This window comes from Luteimonas suaedae, assembly GCF_008312895.1.
Classification (GTDB): domain Bacteria; phylum Pseudomonadota; class Gammaproteobacteria; order Xanthomonadales; family Xanthomonadaceae; genus Luteimonas; species Luteimonas suaedae.
Window position 1 is genome coordinate 147,464 of the sequence record NZ_VSSP01000004.1, and the last position, 15,515, is coordinate 162,978.

18 protein-coding genes are annotated in these 15,515 nt (G+C 69.5%); 7 read left to right on the forward strand and 11 right to left on the reverse strand.

Features of this window, described 5'->3' with window-relative positions; all coding sequences use genetic code 11:
• Positions 1-126 precede the first annotated feature (126 nt).
• The gene (locus FXO19_RS08375) at positions 127-1,110 is read right to left on the reverse strand and encodes an MBL fold metallo-hydrolase (protein ID WP_149194625.1); all 984 of its coding nucleotides are present in this window, start codon (positions 1,108-1,110) and stop codon (positions 127-129) included.
• 359 nt (positions 1,111-1,469) lie between these two features.
• On the opposite strand from FXO19_RS08375, the gene FXO19_RS08380 reads away from it, so the two are divergent.
• From FXO19_RS08380 to FXO19_RS08390, 3 genes are all read left to right on the forward strand, one after another.
• Positions 1,470-1,742, forward strand: coding sequence for a DUF4242 domain-containing protein (locus tag FXO19_RS08380; RefSeq protein ID WP_149194626.1), 273 nt, complete (start codon positions 1,470-1,472; stop codon positions 1,740-1,742).
• 552 nt (positions 1,743-2,294) lie between these two features.
• Positions 2,295-4,025, forward strand: a complete 1,731-nt coding sequence (locus tag FXO19_RS08385; protein ID WP_223115463.1) for a DUF885 domain-containing protein — start codon at positions 2,295-2,297, stop codon at positions 4,023-4,025.
• Positions 4,026-4,288: 263 nt separating this feature from the next.
• Entirely contained in the window at positions 4,289-5,206 is a 918-nt protein-coding gene (locus tag FXO19_RS08390; RefSeq protein ID WP_149194628.1) for a DUF808 domain-containing protein, read from the forward strand.
• A gap of 108 nt (positions 5,207-5,314) precedes the next feature.
• Here the strand turns inward: FXO19_RS08390 and FXO19_RS08395 are convergent, their stop codons facing one another.
• From FXO19_RS08395 to FXO19_RS08400, 3 genes are all read right to left on the reverse strand, one after another.
• Entirely contained in the window at positions 5,315-5,626 is a 312-nt protein-coding gene (locus FXO19_RS08395; RefSeq protein ID WP_149194629.1) for a hypothetical protein, read from the reverse strand.
• 85 nt (positions 5,627-5,711) lie between these two features.
• A complete protein-coding gene (locus FXO19_RS19220; RefSeq protein WP_187775701.1) occupies positions 5,712-5,852 on the reverse strand; it encodes a hypothetical protein in 141 nt (46 codons plus the stop codon).
• Between the two features lie 218 nt (positions 5,853-6,070).
• Entirely contained in the window at positions 6,071-6,622 is a 552-nt protein-coding gene (locus FXO19_RS08400; RefSeq protein ID WP_255516349.1) for a DNA-3-methyladenine glycosylase I, read from the reverse strand.
• A 234-nt stretch (positions 6,623-6,856) separates the two neighbouring features.
• On the opposite strand from FXO19_RS08400, the gene FXO19_RS08405 reads away from it, so the two are divergent.
• The 4 genes from FXO19_RS08405 to FXO19_RS08420 all read left to right on the forward strand — a co-directional run bounded on the left by FXO19_RS08405 (position 6,857) and on the right by FXO19_RS08420 (position 8,488).
• Entirely contained in the window at positions 6,857-7,255 is a 399-nt protein-coding gene (locus tag FXO19_RS08405; RefSeq protein ID WP_149194631.1) for an NUDIX hydrolase, read from the forward strand.
• A 97-nt stretch (positions 7,256-7,352) separates the two neighbouring features.
• Positions 7,353-7,604: a hypothetical protein gene (locus FXO19_RS08410; RefSeq protein ID WP_149194632.1), complete on the forward strand. Its 252-nt coding sequence runs from the start codon at positions 7,353-7,355 to the stop codon at positions 7,602-7,604.
• 37 nt (positions 7,605-7,641) lie between these two features.
• A complete protein-coding gene (locus FXO19_RS08415; RefSeq protein ID WP_149194633.1) occupies positions 7,642-7,962 on the forward strand; it encodes a thioredoxin family protein in 321 nt (106 codons plus the stop codon).
• A 133-nt stretch (positions 7,963-8,095) separates the two neighbouring features.
• Positions 8,096-8,488: a host attachment family protein gene (locus FXO19_RS08420; RefSeq protein ID WP_149194634.1), complete on the forward strand. Its 393-nt coding sequence runs from the start codon at positions 8,096-8,098 to the stop codon at positions 8,486-8,488.
• Positions 8,489-8,531: 43 nt separating this feature from the next.
• Here FXO19_RS08420 and FXO19_RS08425 read toward each other — a convergent pair whose 3' ends face one another.
• The 7 genes from FXO19_RS08425 to FXO19_RS08455 form a co-directional block, all read right to left on the reverse strand.
• Complete coding sequence (locus FXO19_RS08425) at positions 8,532-9,101, reverse strand: NADPH-dependent FMN reductase (protein ID WP_149194635.1); 570 nt, start codon at positions 9,099-9,101, stop codon at positions 8,532-8,534.
• 94 nt (positions 9,102-9,195) lie between these two features.
• Positions 9,196-9,822 (reverse strand): exopolysaccharide biosynthesis protein, encoded by a 627-nt coding sequence (locus tag FXO19_RS08430; protein ID WP_149194636.1) that lies wholly within the window; start codon positions 9,820-9,822, stop codon positions 9,196-9,198.
• Between the two features lie 93 nt (positions 9,823-9,915).
• Complete coding sequence (locus FXO19_RS08435; protein WP_425481457.1) at positions 9,916-10,158, reverse strand: oxidoreductase-like domain-containing protein; 243 nt, start codon at positions 10,156-10,158, stop codon at positions 9,916-9,918.
• A gap of 403 nt (positions 10,159-10,561) precedes the next feature.
• The gene (locus FXO19_RS08440) at positions 10,562-11,647 is read right to left on the reverse strand and encodes a serine hydrolase (RefSeq protein WP_255516350.1); all 1,086 of its coding nucleotides are present in this window, start codon (positions 11,645-11,647) and stop codon (positions 10,562-10,564) included.
• Positions 11,648-11,658: 11 nt separating this feature from the next.
• A complete protein-coding gene (locus tag FXO19_RS08445; RefSeq protein WP_149194638.1) occupies positions 11,659-12,795 on the reverse strand; it encodes a serine hydrolase in 1,137 nt (378 codons plus the stop codon).
• Positions 12,796-12,823: 28 nt separating this feature from the next.
• Complete coding sequence (locus FXO19_RS08450; RefSeq protein WP_149194639.1) at positions 12,824-13,930, reverse strand: acyltransferase family protein; 1,107 nt, start codon at positions 13,928-13,930, stop codon at positions 12,824-12,826.
• A 66-nt stretch (positions 13,931-13,996) separates the two neighbouring features.
• Positions 13,997-15,400: a PQQ-dependent sugar dehydrogenase gene (locus FXO19_RS08455; RefSeq protein ID WP_149194640.1), complete on the reverse strand. Its 1,404-nt coding sequence runs from the start codon at positions 15,398-15,400 to the stop codon at positions 13,997-13,999.
• Between the last annotated feature and the right edge of the window lie 115 nt (positions 15,401-15,515).

Sequence of the window (15,515 nt, forward strand, 5' to 3'; positions counted from 1 at the left end):
GGTCCCCCGGCTTCGACATCTGCCGCTTCCACGACGTGGTGCCGGTCCGGGCACGATCCCGCTGCAGCCCTGTGCCGTCATGCAAGGCGGGATGCCGAGGTGCAGGCGGCGCCTCGCCGCCCGCGCTCAATCGCGTCCGCGCGCGGATGCGGCCCGCCGTCGCCGCCACAGCCGCCGCAGCGCCCAGCCGATCAGTGCCAATGCGGCGACTGCGGCGACGGCCAGCGCCGCGAGATTGTGCATGGGATGGACGAGCACGAAATCGGCGTGCCGTGCGCGGAAGCCGTTGAACGCTTCGAGCGCAGCCGGGAGCTCCAGCAGCGCCTGCTTGTCCAGCTGCAGCGGGTGCTCGTGGGGATGGTGCTGCGCACCGTGCGGGAACAGTCGCCCGTCGACGTCGAGCTCGATATGTCCGCCCAGCACATGCGTCACCGGGCGGTCCCGGAAGAATTCGGCCGCGCGTGCGGCACTCGTCCGATAGGTCGCCGTGTCGTCGATCAGGAGCCGCCCCGGCAGCAGGAAGTCGCCGGAAAACAACAGCGCCGTCCTGTCGTCGTAGAAGAGCACGTGCGCGGGATGGTGCCCCGGCGCGGGCAGGACCGTCACCGTGCGCCCGCCCAGGTCCAGGCTCGCGACGCCGTCGGGCCAGCGGTCCAGGCCGAAGAATGCCTTGACGCCCTCCAGGTCCGCGTCGACCACCTCGACCGCGTCGTGCGATGCGAACAGGGCGTCGCCGGCGCGATGATCGCGGTGGCCATGCGAGTGCGCGACGATCAGCGGAAGCGGCGCGCCGTCGCGGCGCGGCAGCAGTTCCAGCACGCGCTGCGCCAGCGGCATCCGCGCCGCCTCGGCGATCGCGCCGCTATCGATCAGCAGCGCCCGCTCGTGGCCGACCAGCAGGTAGAGGAAGTTCGCCTCGAAGTGCGTGCAGGGGCTCTGGCGCAGGATGAAGGTCTGTGGCGCGTAGGCGTGGACCTGAAGCGGGTCCTGCGGCGTCGCCTCGCAATCCGGCGCGCCCGCGTTCCAGTGCACGTCCAGCGATCCGGGCACCGTCTGCCCGGCGGCCTGCGGCGCGATCGCCAGGAGCAGTGCCAGAAGTGGAATTCTCATGGAATCGATCTTCCTCGTGTGTCTTCTTGACGCGCCGGGCCGCGTTTCGACACGTGCCCGGTGGTCGTCCTTCGATATCGGCCGGAACAAATCCCGGGGCCACGGCCTCGAGCCGTTGGTGTCGAGGCCGCGCGGGTCCGGCGCCGTGGCGGGACCGGCAATATGCGATCAGCGGCATCCGCCCGCCCAGTGGCGGAGGTCACGATTCATGGGACGGCCTGTGCGGTTGCATCAGGACCGGGCGTCCGCTGCGACAGGTTGCATCGTTCGTGTCCGCCCCGACCGCGGACCGACGTTATAGCAGTCATGTCCGTCGCGCGGGTCGCCTGTGCGTCGCATTTCGCCGAGGAGAGAACGTCATGCCGAAGTACGTGATCGAACGGGACATCCCGGGCGCGGGCAAGCTGTCGCCGGAAGCGCTGAAAGCCATTTCGCAGAAATCCTGCGCCGTCCTTTCCGACATGGGGCCGCAGATCCAGTGGCTGCACAGCTACGTGACCGCGGACAAGATCTACTGCGTCTATATCGCACCGGACGCGGAGGCCATCCGCGAACATGCCGCCCAGGGCGGGTTTCCCGCGGAGCGGGTCTCCGAGGTGGCATCGATGATCGGTCCGGTCACTGCCGAGTAGCGCGAGCGTAGTGGCTGGCTAGCCGGGCGCCGGCCGACGCGCCGGCGGGTACTGCCTGCGCCACGTCACGGGCGGTATCGGCGAGAATCGGTGTCCCTCGCGGTCAAGTCGGCCAAACCGCTCATCCATGCCGTCGGCCTCTGGGGCCGGAAGCATCTGACGCGGGAAAGACCCCCAGGATGAGGCCGGTACGCGCCGTCCCCGGCGATTGACCCGTAGGAGCGCGCCATGCGCGCGATACCGACGCGGTACGGATACGCGGCGTCCACGGCAGCAGCCAAGATCGGGGCATCGTGCGTATGACGCGCTCTGGATCAGAAAGTGATGCGGGCGCAGGTCGGCAATGGGAAAACGCAAGCAGGAACGCTGCGGAGTGGGCGAGCCGCTGCTGCAGGTCACATGCTGTGACTGCGCGAGCGCCTGTGCCTTTCGGCAGATGCCGTCGCCACCTCTTCCGGTAGGCTGGCGGCTGATCGGAGATCGCGCCATCCGTCGTTCCCGACCCGCGGTGCGGCGCGCGGACCGCATCCCTGATACCGGAGGAGAAACATGATGCGCAAGGCAATCGTAGCGGGACTGGCGCTGGTCTGGTTGGGCGCGATGCCCGTCATGGCGTCGGACGCGCAGATGACGGCACTCGCCGACCGCGCGGTGGCGCTGGCGCTGGAACAGAACCCTGCCAGCGCCTACCTGTGGGGATTGCCGGCGCCCGATCACCGCCGCTGGCCCGATCGCAGCCCGGAGGCGATCGCACGCCACGAGGCGATCGAGGATGCGCTGCTGACCGAATTGCGCGCGCTCGATCCTGCCGCGCTGGAGCGCTCGACCGCCCGGCTCGACCATGCGCTGTTGACCGAGCGGCTTGAAGCGGGTATCCAGCACCGTGTGTGCCGCAGCGAACTCTGGGACGTGAACCACATGAGCGGTTGGCATTTGATGCTGCCGCACGTGGCGAGGGAACAGCCGGTCGGCAGCGCCGAAGAACGTGCCCAGGCGCTGCAGCGCTGGTCGGCGGTGCCTGACTTGGTCGATCGCGAGATCGCCAACCTGCGTCGCGGGCTGGAGGGCGGCTGGTCGGCGCCGCGCAGCGTGGTGCGGCGCGTGATCGGACAGGTCACAGGCCTGGCCTCGGCAACACCGGAAGACTCGCCGCTCTCGGAGCCTGCCAAGCGCAGCGACGATGCCGCCTTCGCGCAGGCGTTCCGGACCGTTATCGCCGACGAGGTCAATCCGGCGCTGGCGCGCTTCGGCGCCTTCCTCGAGGCCGACTATCTGCCGCATGCGCGCGAGGCGCTGGCGGTCTCGGCCAATCCGGATGGCGAAGCCTGCTACCAGGCCTCGCTGCGGCTCTACACCACGCTCGACCGTGGCGCGCAGGAGGTCCACGACATCGGCGCTGCGGCGGTTGCGCGCAATATCGCTGATATCGAGACCATGGGCGAGCGCGCATTCGGCACGCGCGACCTCGCGCAGATCCTGCGGCGCGTACGTGAGGCGCCGGACAACCGCTTCGAGAGCGAGCAGGCGTTGATCGACTATTCGCGCGAGGTGGTAGCGCGCGCCCGGCAAGCCAGTGCCCGCCTGTTCCTGTCCATGCCCGAGCAGGAAATGTTGTCCGAGCCGTTCATGGACTTCATGCGCGGCTCGGGCACCAGCGCCCACTACGAGCCCTCGGCGGATGTCGACCGCCCCGCCTACTACCGAATCGACAGTGAAGGCTGGGCCGACGAAACCCGCGGCTCCGCCGAGATCACCGCCGTGCACGAGGGGTATCCCGGCCATCACATGCAGTTCGCCTCCGCCCTGGCGCTGGAGAAGACGCCGCTGGCGAAGATGAGCTTCAACTCGGCCTATGCCGAGGGCTGGGGGCGCTATTCGGAACGGCTGGCCGAGGAGGCCGGCATCTACAGCAACGACTACGCCAAGATCCAGCGCCGCGCCTGGCCCGCGCGCGGCATGGTGGCCGACCCCGGCCTGCACGTGCTGGGCTGGAGCCGGCAGCAGACCATCGACTATCTGATGGAGACCGGCCGCTTCGGCGCCGACGAAACCGAGGCGCTGGTGGACCGCATGGCGATGTTGCCCGGCCAGCTGACCGCGTACGACTCCGGTGGGCTGGAGATCGTGGCGCTGCGACAGCAGGCCGAGGAGGCGCTGGGCGACGATTTCGATATCCGCCGGTTCCACGACGTGGTGCTGGGCCAGGGCACGATCCCGCTACAGACGCTGCGCCGCAGCGTCGAAGCCTGGATCGCGATGGAACGGACGTCCGACGCACCGTAGACCGCTGCAGGCAAGAAAGTCAGGAGCCGTGCCGGAAAAGGATGCACGCCGGCAAGCGGCTTATTGCGCTGCGGCGGCGTCGACCCAGCGCAGCATCGACGCCATCCATTCCACGTCCTCCGGGGCGGATCGCCGTTGCAGCCGTTCGGTCGGACGCACTGACCGGTCCGCGTGTGCGTCGCGCATAGCCGAGGAGAAGATCGCCTGCAACCGTCACGCATAATCGGCGAGAATCGCGCAACCCCCAGCTGTCGGACGACAACATGGCCGGCGCCAGCCTGCTCACCCTGCTCGACGATATCGCCAGCATCCTCGACGACGTCTCGCTCCTCACCAAGGTCGCGGCCAAAAAGACCGCCGGCGTGCTCGGCGACGACCTGGCGCTCAATGCGCAGCAGGTCACCGGGGTCAAGCCCGATCGCGAGCTGCCGGTGGTCTGGGCGGTGGCCAAGGGCTCGGTGCGCAACAAGGCGATCCTGGTGCCGGCGGCACTGGCGATCAGCGCCTGGATGCCATGGGCGGTCGTGCCGCTGATGATGATCGGCGGCGCCTACCTGTGCTTCGAGGGCGTGGAGAAGCTGGCGCACCGATTCCTGCACTCGAAGGAAGAAGACGCGAAGCGCCACGAGGAACATCTGCAAGCCGTCGTCGACGAAAGCGTGGACGTGGTCGCGCGCGAGAAGGACAAGATCCGCGGCGCGGTGCGGACCGATTTCATTCTCTCGGCCGAGATCATCGTGCTGTCGCTCGGGGTGGTGGCCGACGAGCCGTTCACGCAGCGACTGCTGGTGCTGGTGGCGATCGCGACGGCAATGACGGTCGGCGTGTACGGCCTGGTGGCGGCGATCGTCAAGCTCGACGACCTGGGCCTGCACCTGGCCGGCCGCGGCGGCCTGTCGGCCGCGCTCGGCCGCGGCATCGTGGCCGGGGCGCCATGGCTGATGCGCGGATTGTCGATCGCAGGCACCGCGGCGATGTTCCTGGTTGGCGGTGGCATCCTGGTGCACAGCCTCCCGCCGGTGCACCACGCCATCGAGGGCCTGCTGCCGGGCGGGCTGGCCGGCACGCTGACGAGCGCGCTCGCCAACGCGCTGGTGGGGATCTTCGCGGGCGCACTGGTGCTCGGCGCCGTGACGCTGTTTCAACGGCTGCGCGGCAGGCCGGCCGCCACGAACCCGTAGAAGACGCGCAGCCGAAGCTTTCACCCTGCGTGGGCCGCACCGCGTAGCCGTCCCCGCCGTCCCCATGGACGCGGGCGGTCGCCCCGGTCGCCCGAGGTCGCGGTCTGCCTACGCTCTTCTTTCCGGCGGCGGCGGGTCCGGCGTCGGATCCTCGGGGCCGCGACCCGGCTCGTCCGGTTCGCTGTCGGGATCGCGGATCGGCGGAATGGTGGGGTCGGTGGGCCGGTCCGGGATCGGGTCGCTCGGCCGATCGGGCGTCGGGTCGCGCCCCGGGTTGGGGACCTCTCCGGGAACCGGCGGGTTCGGATTCTGCATCATGACGCTCTCCATGACAGGCGTATGGCGCTTGTCTCGGCCATAGCGTGCATGCGGCGATGCGTCAGGCACGTGAAACGGCGCTGCGCCCGCGGTGCGGCGCATTCATGATGCGTGGTTCAATCGGTGGGCACGTGGCGAGCGCGCCCGGCCGCGCCGGGCGCGCGTTCGGCTCGAGGTTGGATCCGGATCAGCGTGTGGTCTTCGGCTGTTTGCGATCCGGCTGCTGTCCGCTCTGCTGCCCGGTCTTCGGCGCGGTTTTCTTTCCGGCCGGCGTTGCGGGGTTGCCTTGCGCCGTCTTTTGCGGACGCTTGTTGTCGTTGCGATTCATTGCCACTTCTCCGAGTGCTGTTGCGTGCGCAGACACCTGTCTGCACGCGCACGCTACGCCCAGCAAGACCGGGGCCGATGTGAAAAAGCACCGCCGCCGAAGCGGAAATTTATCCATCCTTCAGCCGGGAAGCGGGTGCCGCCCGTGGCGCGGTTTCCTGGCGTGCTGACAAGGTTCAACCGCATTGGCCACGGGCCAGCGCTTCTGGTGCGGGGAATTTACCTGCGGCGCCGGAAGCAATCGTCCTGGTGGTCGTCCACCATGCCCACCGCCTGCATCCAGGCGTAGGTGATGGTTGGGCCGACGAACTTGAAGCCTTTCCGCTTCAGCGCTTTCGACAGTCGCTCCGACTCCGGGGTGCTGGCCGGCACCGGTCCGCGCCTGCGGCGGGCACGGTCGCCGGCCATCGCCCAGGCCCACCCGCCAAAGTCCTCGCCGCCCTCGCGCATCGCCAGGTACGCGCGCGCGCCGCCGATGGTGGCCTCGATCTTGGCGCGGGCGCGGACGATGCCGGCGTCCTGCATCAGCCGGTCGACATCGTGGTCGGTGAAGCGGGCGACGCGCTCGGGATCGAATCCGGCGAAGGCGCGCCGGAACGCCTCACGCTTGTGCAGGATGGTGCGCCACGACAGGCCGGCCTGAAAGCCTTCGAGCATCAACATCTCCCATAGCATCCGGCTGTCGTGTACCGGCACGCCCCATTCCCGGTCGTGGTAGTCCTGCATCAGCGGATCGCCTTCGGCCCAGGCGCAGCGGACGACGCCGGTCACCGGCGGATCCGCGCGCGTGCGGCCTGGGGACGACCGAGTGGTCGAGTCGGCAGGTCTCGCGATCGGTTCATGGATGTCTTCCCGGCTGCGGATGCAGGACAGGATAGACGCTCGCCACGCCCCCGGGAACGCAGGTGCGCACCGTGGACAACCGTCGTTCCGCGTCATAATGGGCGCGCGATCGGCCGCGCGGTTGCGGTCGCCATCGCGCCCGTCCACTGAATGGGATCACCCATGCCGGCCATCGACAAGGTCGCCTGGATCCACATCGACGCCGGCCGCGTGCTGTGCGTGCGTTCGCATGGCAAGGATGCGTTCTATCTGCCGGGCGGCAAGCGTGAGCCGGGTGAATCCGATGAAGCCTGCGTGCGGCGCGAGATCCACGAGGAGCTCGGCGTATCGCTGCGTCCGGCCACCTTGCGCGCGGTCGGCACCTTCGAGGCGCAGGCGCACGGCAAGCCCGAGGGAACGCAGGTGCGTATGGCCTGCTACGCCGCCGACTACGACGGGGAACTGCAGGCCGACGCCGAGATCGCCGAGTTGGCATGGCTGACGCACGGTGATCGCGATCGCTGCTCGCAAATCGTCCAGATCATCCTCGATGCGCTGCATCGGAGCGGCGAGATCGTCTAGCCCGACGCCGCCGGGACGACCTGCCGACCGACGATCCCTTGCCGGCCGCTTCACCGCCGTCCTGCCAGGATGAGGTCTTTCGCAACGGACGTTGGCCATGAGCAGCGACAAGAAGCGCGACCACGAAGACCGGAAGCAGCCGGCGCCGGACGAGGTCCCGCGCCCAAGGGACCACCGGGGCCCCGCGCATACCGCGGTGAACGACCCCAAGGCGTCCAAGGGCAGCGAGCTCGCGCGCGGAGGCAACCTGTCCGGGGAGAGCAACGATCCCAGCCTGGTGCACGGCCCGACGCGGACCCGCAGGGTTCCGCCGGACACCGGCGACGACGGCGGCAAGCGCGACGATTGATTGAGCGGTCTCGCGTGCCGCGCCATCGAGGAGTGACATGCCCTTCGCGTCCGCCTACGCCGATCAGGAGCCAACCCGCGACACGGTCGATGCGCTGCCCGGTCGCACCGTGCTGGAGTTCGGCGCGCCCTGGTGCGGGCACTGCATCGCCGCGCAGCGGTTGCTCGAGTCTGCACTGGCGGCACGCGATGACGTACGCCATCTCAAGGTCGAGGACGGGAGTGGGCGACCGCTGGGTCGCTCCTACCGGGTCAAGCTGTGGCCGACGCTGGTGTTCCTGCGCGACGGCGAGGAAGTGGCGCGGCTGGTGCGGCCCACCGACGGCGACGACATCGCACGGGCGCTGGCGTCGCTCTGATCCGGGCCGATGGTCGGCGACAGGCGTCGTGGCATGCGCATGCGTTCCGGGAAGTGGCGCGACCATCACGTCCGACTGCCTAGACTCGAAGCTCCCGCGCCGATGCGGCGCCCGATCGATCGAGGAGGTCACGATGAAGATCCCTGCCGGAACACTGGTAGTGGTCGCCGACGGCGGCGGCGCGCGCGTATTCCGCAATGTCGGCGACGACCGCACGCTCACGCTGAAGCAAGAGGCCATGCTCGAGCTGGTGAACATGAACGACGACGGCCCCGGCGGGTCGATGCCGGCGGAGTCGAGCGGGATGCAGATCGACGAGGCCACCTTCGCCAAGCAGCTCGCGCAGGGATTGAACGAGGGCGCGCTGAACGATCGCTACGCGCACCTGGTGCTGATGGCCGATCCACAGACGCTCGGCCGGATGCGGCCGATGCTGCACAAGGAAACCACGCAGCGCCTGCTGGCAGAGATGGCCAAGACGTTGACCAACGCGCCGCTCGAGGACATCGAGCGCGCGCTGCAGTAGTACGCGGGCGCCTTGCGACCTGCTCGGGTGGCGTTGGCGATCCTTATCGCGATTCCCGCGCCGCGCCGCCCGCGTGCCGCTCGACCCAGGCGACGAAACGGTCCATCCAGCCTTGCAGGAATTCGCGGCTGCCCTCGTCGATGTTGCCGTCGTCGTCGAACAGCGCGTCGGCCTTCAGGAAGACCTCGGGCTGGCCGAGCGTCGGTACGTCCAGGTAGGCAAGGCTGTTGCGCAGGTGCTGTTGCGCCACCGCAGTGCCGATGGCGCCGATCGACACGCCGACCACGCCCGCCGGCTTGTCCTTCCACACGCTCTCGCCGTATGGGCGCGAGGCGTGGTCGAGCGCGTTCTTGAGCACGCCCGGGACCGAGCGGTTGTACTCGGGGGTGACGAACAGCAGTCCGTCCGCCGCCGTGATCTCCGCCTTCAGCCGCTTCACCTGCTCGGCGGGATTGTCGTCGTCGTCCTGGTTGTACAGCGGCAGGTCGCCGATCTCGACCTGCTCGAACGCGAATTCGGGCGGTGCCAGCCGCGCCAGGGCGTGCGCGAATTTGCGATTGAAGGAATCGCGGCGCAGGCTGCCGACCACCACGGCGATCCGATAGCGGCTCATGGAGGAACTCCGGTTGCGATGCGGAAGGCGCATTGAACCGCGGCAAACGTGGCCGCGCCGTGATGCCGTTGCGCCGCAAGACAGGCATGGCCGCTCAGGCGAGGGACAGCATGCTGGAGGCGGCCAGCCAGAACCCGGTGGCGCAGATGGCGCCGGCGACCAGCGCGAGCAACCCGTCGCGGGTGACCAGCGCCAGCCCGAACGCGGTCAGCGCGGCACCGGCGACGGAGTTGGCGAAGGGAATCAGTTCGAGCGGCGGCATCGTCAGCGCGATCAGGAGGCAGAGCAGCGCGATCGGATACAGCGCCAGGCCTTCGGCATCGGCCAGTACCCGCAGGCGGGGCCGCGTCAGGCGGTCGACCACGCGCGCCACCGGCCGCAGGATACGCACCGCGCGTTGCAGCAGCCCGGTGGACACCGAGCGCCGCAGCGCCCATTCCGGCAACCAGACATGATGGCGCCGGCACAGCAGCTGCACCGCCACCAGCAGGACCAGTACCGCCACCGCGGTCGGCAACCCGGGCATGCCGCTCAGCGGCGAGAGCACGATCAATCCGGGCACCAGCAGCAAGACGCCGAACGAGCGCTGCCCGGCGGCCGCCAGCATCTCCGCGACCGAGACCTGTCCCTCCCGTCGCGCCGCTTCGGCCAGGCGCTCGAGCAGGTCTTCCAGGCCGGCGATGGTGGCCCCTGGGGCCGGACGTTCGTTCGAATCGCTCATGGTCGATCGCAACGGTGGGCGCGGATCATGCTATCCGCCGGTGCGTGTCGGCCGCGTCTGGGCCGGCGGCGGCCGGTTCCTGCACCCTGTGCCTCAATCCTCCGCGCCGCTCTCCGGATGCCGTGCCCGCCACGCAGCCAGGGCGGCGCGGTACTGCGCCAGCTCGTCGGCGTAGAGATCGTAGACGCAGGTCTCGCAACCGCTTTCGCAGCAGTCGGAGGGCAGCGGCTTTTCCGGCGCGGCCGGCTTCGGATCCGGGCTGGATTCCTGCGGCGCGTGCGGTCTGGAGGCGGAAGCGTTCGGCATCTGGGCCACGGCGGCGATCGATTCGCGCACCTTAGCAAGCACGGGATCGACGATGCGTACATGCAGATGTGTGCGGAGACGTGCCACGCAGCGGCCGGGCGGTCGCGGCGATGCCATTTTTCGGAATCTTCCCAACGACGCCGCCGGCACCGGCAGGCAAGCTTGCCTGGCCGGTCACGCGCGTGGACAGGCGGGCCCCATTCCCCTGGCGACCCGCCTGGATGGCCATCCCACGCGCAGGCCCGCCCAAGGGCTTGGGCGGGCCGCCGGCTTCACCGACAGGCCGGCCGCTCGGCGCAAACCCGCTGCGGACGTCGAAGCGATCGCCAGGATCGCCGCCAGCGACGGCATGGGCGCTGCGGCATCCCAGCGCATGCGGGCGCGCAGTGCGGCATGGACCTGGCCGCGCCGACCCGACGGCCAGTAGCCGCGACTAGGTCGCGAGCCCGGCCTCCGCGAGTGCCCGTCCGAGCGCCTGGAAGGCGCTTTCGGCGTGGCCGATGTCCTCCCCGAAGCCCTCGGCGCAGGCGACCACGACGGTGGTGTTCCCGGCGTCGCGGTCCGGATCGAGGATGCCGACGTTGCAGGCGCGATCGATCTGGGTGCCGGTCTTCTGCGCGAAATCGGCGCCGGCCGGCAGGCCGGCCTGGATCCGGCGTTCGCCGGTGGTGATCGCGCGCATGTGGCCGAGCAAACGCTGCGTGCTCTCTGCCGACAGCAGTTCGCCGGTCACCAGCTTCTCCAGCATCGTGGCGTAGGCCTCGAGCGTGGCGGCGTTCTTGCCGGTTTCGTAGTAGCGGTCGAACACGTCCTCCAGGCTGTCGGCGTCGAGCTCCTCGCGCGCCACGCCGAGCGCCCCGGCCAGCCTGACCAGCCGCGCATCGCGGGATTCGGCTTCGCGCAGGCGCACCAGGTCCATGTTGGACAGGTCAGCGACGCCGGGATGCAGCGCGCCATAGGCGTCGTAGCGCACCTGCAGGATGGTGGTGACCGGGCCGAAGCCATCGCCGACCCAGGCGACGATGCGGTCGTTGAGCGCGTCCTCGCCCAGCAGCCGGATCAGCATGTCGGTGGCGGTGCTGTCGCTGTCCTGCAGCGACTTCTGCAGCAGCGTCGCGATGCTGTAGCGCGTGCCGGGGTCCTGCATGAGCAGGTCGCCGGCGCCGTCGACGTAGTCGGTCTCGGCCAGCACCAGTTCCTGGTCGAGCGCGAGCTCGCCGGCATCGACCCGTTCGAGCACGGCGATCGCCACCGGCACCTTGATGGTCGACGACAAGTACCAGCGGCGGTCGCCGCCGCGGTCGAGCGTGCCGGCCTCGTCACCGAGCCGGCGCACGTACACGCCGAAATCGCCGGGCATGTCGTCGTCGATGCGAGCGGCGGCGGCGTCCAGCGGCTTCGCCCACGGCGGCGCGGGCGCGCCGGCGGGCGTCTCGACGACGCCGCGCTCGGGCACCTCCTCGGAGCGGCATCCCGCCAGAACCGCGGCGGCGAGCAGCATCAGCAGCAACCGGTGCATCGGCAATGTCCTCATCGCGGACCCCATGTCCTCATCGTCGGCCGCATCATCGCCGGCGTCCTCCGGGTCAATACGCCGGATGCGGTGACGGCGACGCCAACCTCGCGCAGCGCGCGCTCGCTGGCAGCGTTGGAGGCGGCGCCGCGCGCGCAGGCCGCGACCACCACGCGCTCGACGGCGCCGTCCACCGGCATGGTGACGATGCCCAGATCGCACGCACGCCGATGCTGGGTGCCGGTCTTGTGGGCGAAGACGGCGTTGGGCGGCAGCCCGGCCTTGATGCGTTTGGCGCCGGTCTTCACCCGCGACATCAGGTCGAGGAGATAGGCGGTGCCTTCCGGCCCGAGCGCCAGTCCATCCGACAGCGTCGCCAGCATGTGGCCGAAGTCACGCAGCGGTGCGGCGTTGACGTTGGTCTCGTAATAGGCATCGAACGCGCTGTCGAGATCCGGCAGCAGGAAATCCTCGGGCGTCACCTCCAGCAGCTCCGCGAGCTGGCGCACGCGCGCTGGCCCGGCGGCGGCGCGGCGCAGGGCGAGCAGGTCCTGCGCATCGAGCGCGGAGGCGCCTGGATGGAACATGCCGTAGGCGCGACGCCGTACGTCGGCCAGGGTGGTGATCAAAAGGTCGTCGGTGGCCAGCAGCTCGGTCGCGACCGCGTTCACCGCGTCCACGCCGACGCTGCGGATCAGCACGTCGGTGGCGGTGTTGTCGCTGTAGACCAGCATCTTCTCGAGCAGCCAGTCCACCCGCAGCGGCGTGCCGACGCGCTGCGCATTGGTCGGGCCGGCGCCGTCGACGAAATCGTCGGCCCGCAGGCGGACGCGATCGCCCAGGCGCAGTTCGCCGCGCTCGACCCGGCGGAGCACCGCGATCGCCACCGGCACCTTGATCCCGGATGCCAGGTACCAGCTTTCCTCGGCGCGGAACGAGAACGACTCGTCGCGGCCGAGGTGGTGCACGTAGACGCCGATCTCGCCCGGAAAACGCGCGTCTGCGGCCTCGATCCGCGTGCGCAGCAGCTCGGCCCACTGCGGTTCCGGCGCGACGAGGGCGGGAACGGGCAGGGCAGGGGCGGACGAGGCGGCAGGCTGGCCGGCGGCGGCCAGCAGCAGCGCAGCGAAGCATGTGCGCAGGACGCTGATCATCGGCCGCGGATGCTACGCGAGCACCTCATCACCTGCGCTGAATCCGCTGCAGCAGCCAGATCCAGGCCGCCGTCGCCGCGATCAGCCCGAGGCTCAGGGCCAGGGCGAATGCATAGGACACGCTGTGCAGATAACCGAGCACCTCGCGGAACAGGACGAAGATCACCGTGAGATGGAAGATGAACGCCATCAGCGCGTCGCTGCCGATGATCGTGACCGGGCGCAACGCGCGCGCCAGCAGCTCGCCGCCGGCGATCGCCAACGACAGCAGGCCGAGCGCGCCGCCCAGGCTGAAGAGCATGAACATCAACTCCGGCGGATGCTTGCCGGCATTGCGCGCGATGGCCTGCAACTGCTCGTCGAGGTCGCCGCCGGCCAGCACGCGGAAGGCGACCAGCAGCGCCACGGCCGCCAGCGCCAGCACGCCGGCCAGGGCCAAGCGCGTGCGCACGCGTCCGTAGTAGCGCAGCACCAGCCCGCCGATCAGCAGGCCGAGCAGCACCAGCGGACCCCGCGAGAGCTGGCCCCAGGTGTAGTAGTCCGGATGCTCGACCAGCAGCGCCTGCAGCTGCGGGATGCCCCAGAAGTCGAAATGCTCCAGCAGCCACCAGGATGCCAGCGCCAGCAGCACCGGGCTCGCCCAGCGCAGCAGCGCCGGCGTGCGCGCCCACAATGGCAGCAGCCACGGGATCCACAGCAGCGCGATGGCGTAGAAGCCGAGGATCTCGGCATACGACGGGAAGTTGCGGTACAGCAGCGTGTCGACGATCGCCTCGCGATCGTGCTGCGCGTACAGCTCCACCACGGTCAGCACCTTGTACCAGAACAGCACCACCAGTCCGCGCCACAACAGCCGGTTGCGCCGCCGCGGCCAGTCGGGGGTGCCGGTCTTCGGCACGAATGCCACCGCCAGCGCAACGCCGAAGACCATGATGAACAGCGACGAGGAGAACTTGGTGATCGCGTGCACCGGCACCATGCCCCAGTCGCTGAAATCCTCGAACTGCAGCAGGCCGTTGACGCCGTGGCTGAGGATCATCAGGCACACCGCCAGCCCGCGGGCGAAGTCGATCGCCTCGATGCGGCCGTGGCCGGGACTGCCGGGCTGTGCGGGCGTGGAAGTCGGGGAGTTCATCGGGGAGCGAGGAGTGAGAAACGAGGAGTGAGAAACGAGAGAGTGGGGCATGTCCGTGGGCGGCTTTCACTCACTTCTCACTCCTCGTTTCTCACTTCTCGTTTCTGGCTGCAACCGCCAGACCGCATTGCCGACGTCATCGGCCACCAGCACCGCGCCATGCGCATCGACGGCGACGCCGACCGGGCGCCCCTGCGCCTCGCCGTCGGCGTTGACGAAACCGCCGAGGATGTCCTCCATCGGCCCCGCCGGCCGGCCGTTCGCGAAGGGCACGAACGCCACGGTGTAGCCGCTCTTGGGGTCGCGGTTCCAGGAACCGTGCAGGCCGATGAAGGCGCCGTTGCGGTAACGACCGGGCAGTGCGTCCCGCGCATCCGCGTCGGCCGCATAGAACGCGAGGCCGAGCGGCGCGACGTGCGATCCCAGCGCGTAGTCCGGCACGATCGCCTTCGCCACCAGGTCCGGCCGCTGCTCGTCGGCGTCGAAGTTCGGGTCCGGATGCTGGCCGAAATAGCTGTACGGCCAGCCGTAGAAGCCGCCTTCGCGGACCGAGGTGAGATAGTCCGGCACCAGATCGTTGCCGAGTTCGTCGCGCTCGTTGACCACCGCCCACAATTCGCCGGTCTCCGGGTTCCAGTCCAGCGCGGTCGGGTTTCGCAAACCGGAAGCGAACACCCGGGTCTCCCCGCTGGCGGCGTCGACCTCGAGGATCGCGGCGCGCTCGACCTCCGCCTCCATGCCGTTCTCGCCGACATTGCTGTTGGAGCCGACGCCCACGTACAGCCTGCTGCCGTCGCGGCTGGCGAGCAGCGCCTTGGTCCAGTGATGGTTGATCGGGCCACCGGGCAGCGTGGCGACCTCGACCGGCGCAGTGGTGATCTCGGTCGTGCCCTCGACATACGGGAACTTCACCAGTGCATCGGCGTTGGCGACGTACAACGTATCGCCGACCAGGGCCATGCCGAACGGCGACTTCAGGTTCTCGAGAAACGCGGTGCGCGTCTCGGCGACGCCGTCGCCGTCCTCGTCGCGCAGCAGGGTGATGCGGTCGGCGCTGGGGACGCCGGCGCCAGCGCGCTTCATCACGACGTTCATCGCCTTGCCTTTCAGGCCCTGCTTCGTCTGGTCTTGGGGTGCATTGCTTTCGGCGACCAGCGTGTCGCCGTTTGGCAGCACGTATACGGTGCGCGGATGCGCCAGGTTGCGTGCGAACGCGGTCACCACGAAGCCTTCGGCGGGCGTCGGTCGTGCCTCGTCCGCCCAGCCGACCGCAGGCGCGATGTTGACGGTGGGGATGAGCGACGTCTGCGGTTCCGGCAGTACCGGGGCCGGACCGGTGCCGGGCGCATAGGTGCCCGGTGTCGGCAGCTGCTGCGCAGCCAGGGTGGCGTCACCCGGTGGCGGACCGCCGCTACTGCAGGCCGCGAGCAGCAGACCGGCAGGGACGGTGGAGAACCGCGCGCGCTTCATCGCGACCTCGTGTCTTGCGGAGACGGCGACTATTGCAGCATCGGCGGCGTGACGGCGGTATCAGTCCGCGATGGGCAGCGACTGCGTCGGGAGGCACGTGATGAGCGCCTCTCCC

What these genes read in the sequence shown, in the direction of transcription:
- FXO19_RS08455 (WP_149194640.1), bottom strand. Translation starts at nt 15,400, where the DNA reads ATGAAGCGCGCGCGGTTCTCCACCGTCCCTGCCGGTCTGCTGCTCGCG.
- FXO19_RS08385 (WP_223115463.1), top strand. Translation starts at nt 2,295, where the DNA reads ATGCGCAAGGCAATCGTAGCGGGACTGGCGCTGGTCTGGTTGGGCGCG.
- FXO19_RS08395 (WP_149194629.1), bottom strand. Translation starts at nt 5,626, where the DNA reads ATGCGCCGCACCGCGGGCGCAGCGCCGTTTCACGTGCCTGACGCATCG.
- FXO19_RS08440 (WP_255516350.1), bottom strand. Translation starts at nt 11,647, where the DNA reads ATGCACCGGTTGCTGCTGATGCTGCTCGCCGCCGCGGTTCTGGCGGGA.
- FXO19_RS08415 (WP_149194633.1), top strand. Translation starts at nt 7,642, where the DNA reads ATGCCCTTCGCGTCCGCCTACGCCGATCAGGAGCCAACCCGCGACACG.
- FXO19_RS08410 (WP_149194632.1), top strand. Translation starts at nt 7,353, where the DNA reads ATGAGCAGCGACAAGAAGCGCGACCACGAAGACCGGAAGCAGCCGGCG.
- FXO19_RS08380 (WP_149194626.1), top strand. Translation starts at nt 1,470, where the DNA reads ATGCCGAAGTACGTGATCGAACGGGACATCCCGGGCGCGGGCAAGCTG.
- FXO19_RS08430 (WP_149194636.1), bottom strand. Translation starts at nt 9,822, where the DNA reads ATGAGCGATTCGAACGAACGTCCGGCCCCAGGGGCCACCATCGCCGGC.
- FXO19_RS08405 (WP_149194631.1), top strand. Translation starts at nt 6,857, where the DNA reads ATGCCGGCCATCGACAAGGTCGCCTGGATCCACATCGACGCCGGCCGC.
- FXO19_RS08445 (WP_149194638.1), bottom strand. Translation starts at nt 12,795, where the DNA reads ATGATCAGCGTCCTGCGCACATGCTTCGCTGCGCTGCTGCTGGCCGCC.
- FXO19_RS08420 (WP_149194634.1), top strand. Translation starts at nt 8,096, where the DNA reads ATGAAGATCCCTGCCGGAACACTGGTAGTGGTCGCCGACGGCGGCGGC.
- FXO19_RS19220 (WP_187775701.1), bottom strand. Translation starts at nt 5,852, where the DNA reads ATGAATCGCAACGACAACAAGCGTCCGCAAAAGACGGCGCAAGGCAAC.
- FXO19_RS08375 (WP_149194625.1), bottom strand. Translation starts at nt 1,110, where the DNA reads ATGAGAATTCCACTTCTGGCACTGCTCCTGGCGATCGCGCCGCAGGCC.
- FXO19_RS08425 (WP_149194635.1), bottom strand. Translation starts at nt 9,101, where the DNA reads ATGAGCCGCTATCGGATCGCCGTGGTGGTCGGCAGCCTGCGCCGCGAT.
- FXO19_RS08450 (WP_149194639.1), bottom strand. Translation starts at nt 13,930, where the DNA reads ATGAACTCCCCGACTTCCACGCCCGCACAGCCCGGCAGTCCCGGCCAC.
- FXO19_RS08390 (WP_149194628.1), top strand. Translation starts at nt 4,289, where the DNA reads ATGGCCGGCGCCAGCCTGCTCACCCTGCTCGACGATATCGCCAGCATC.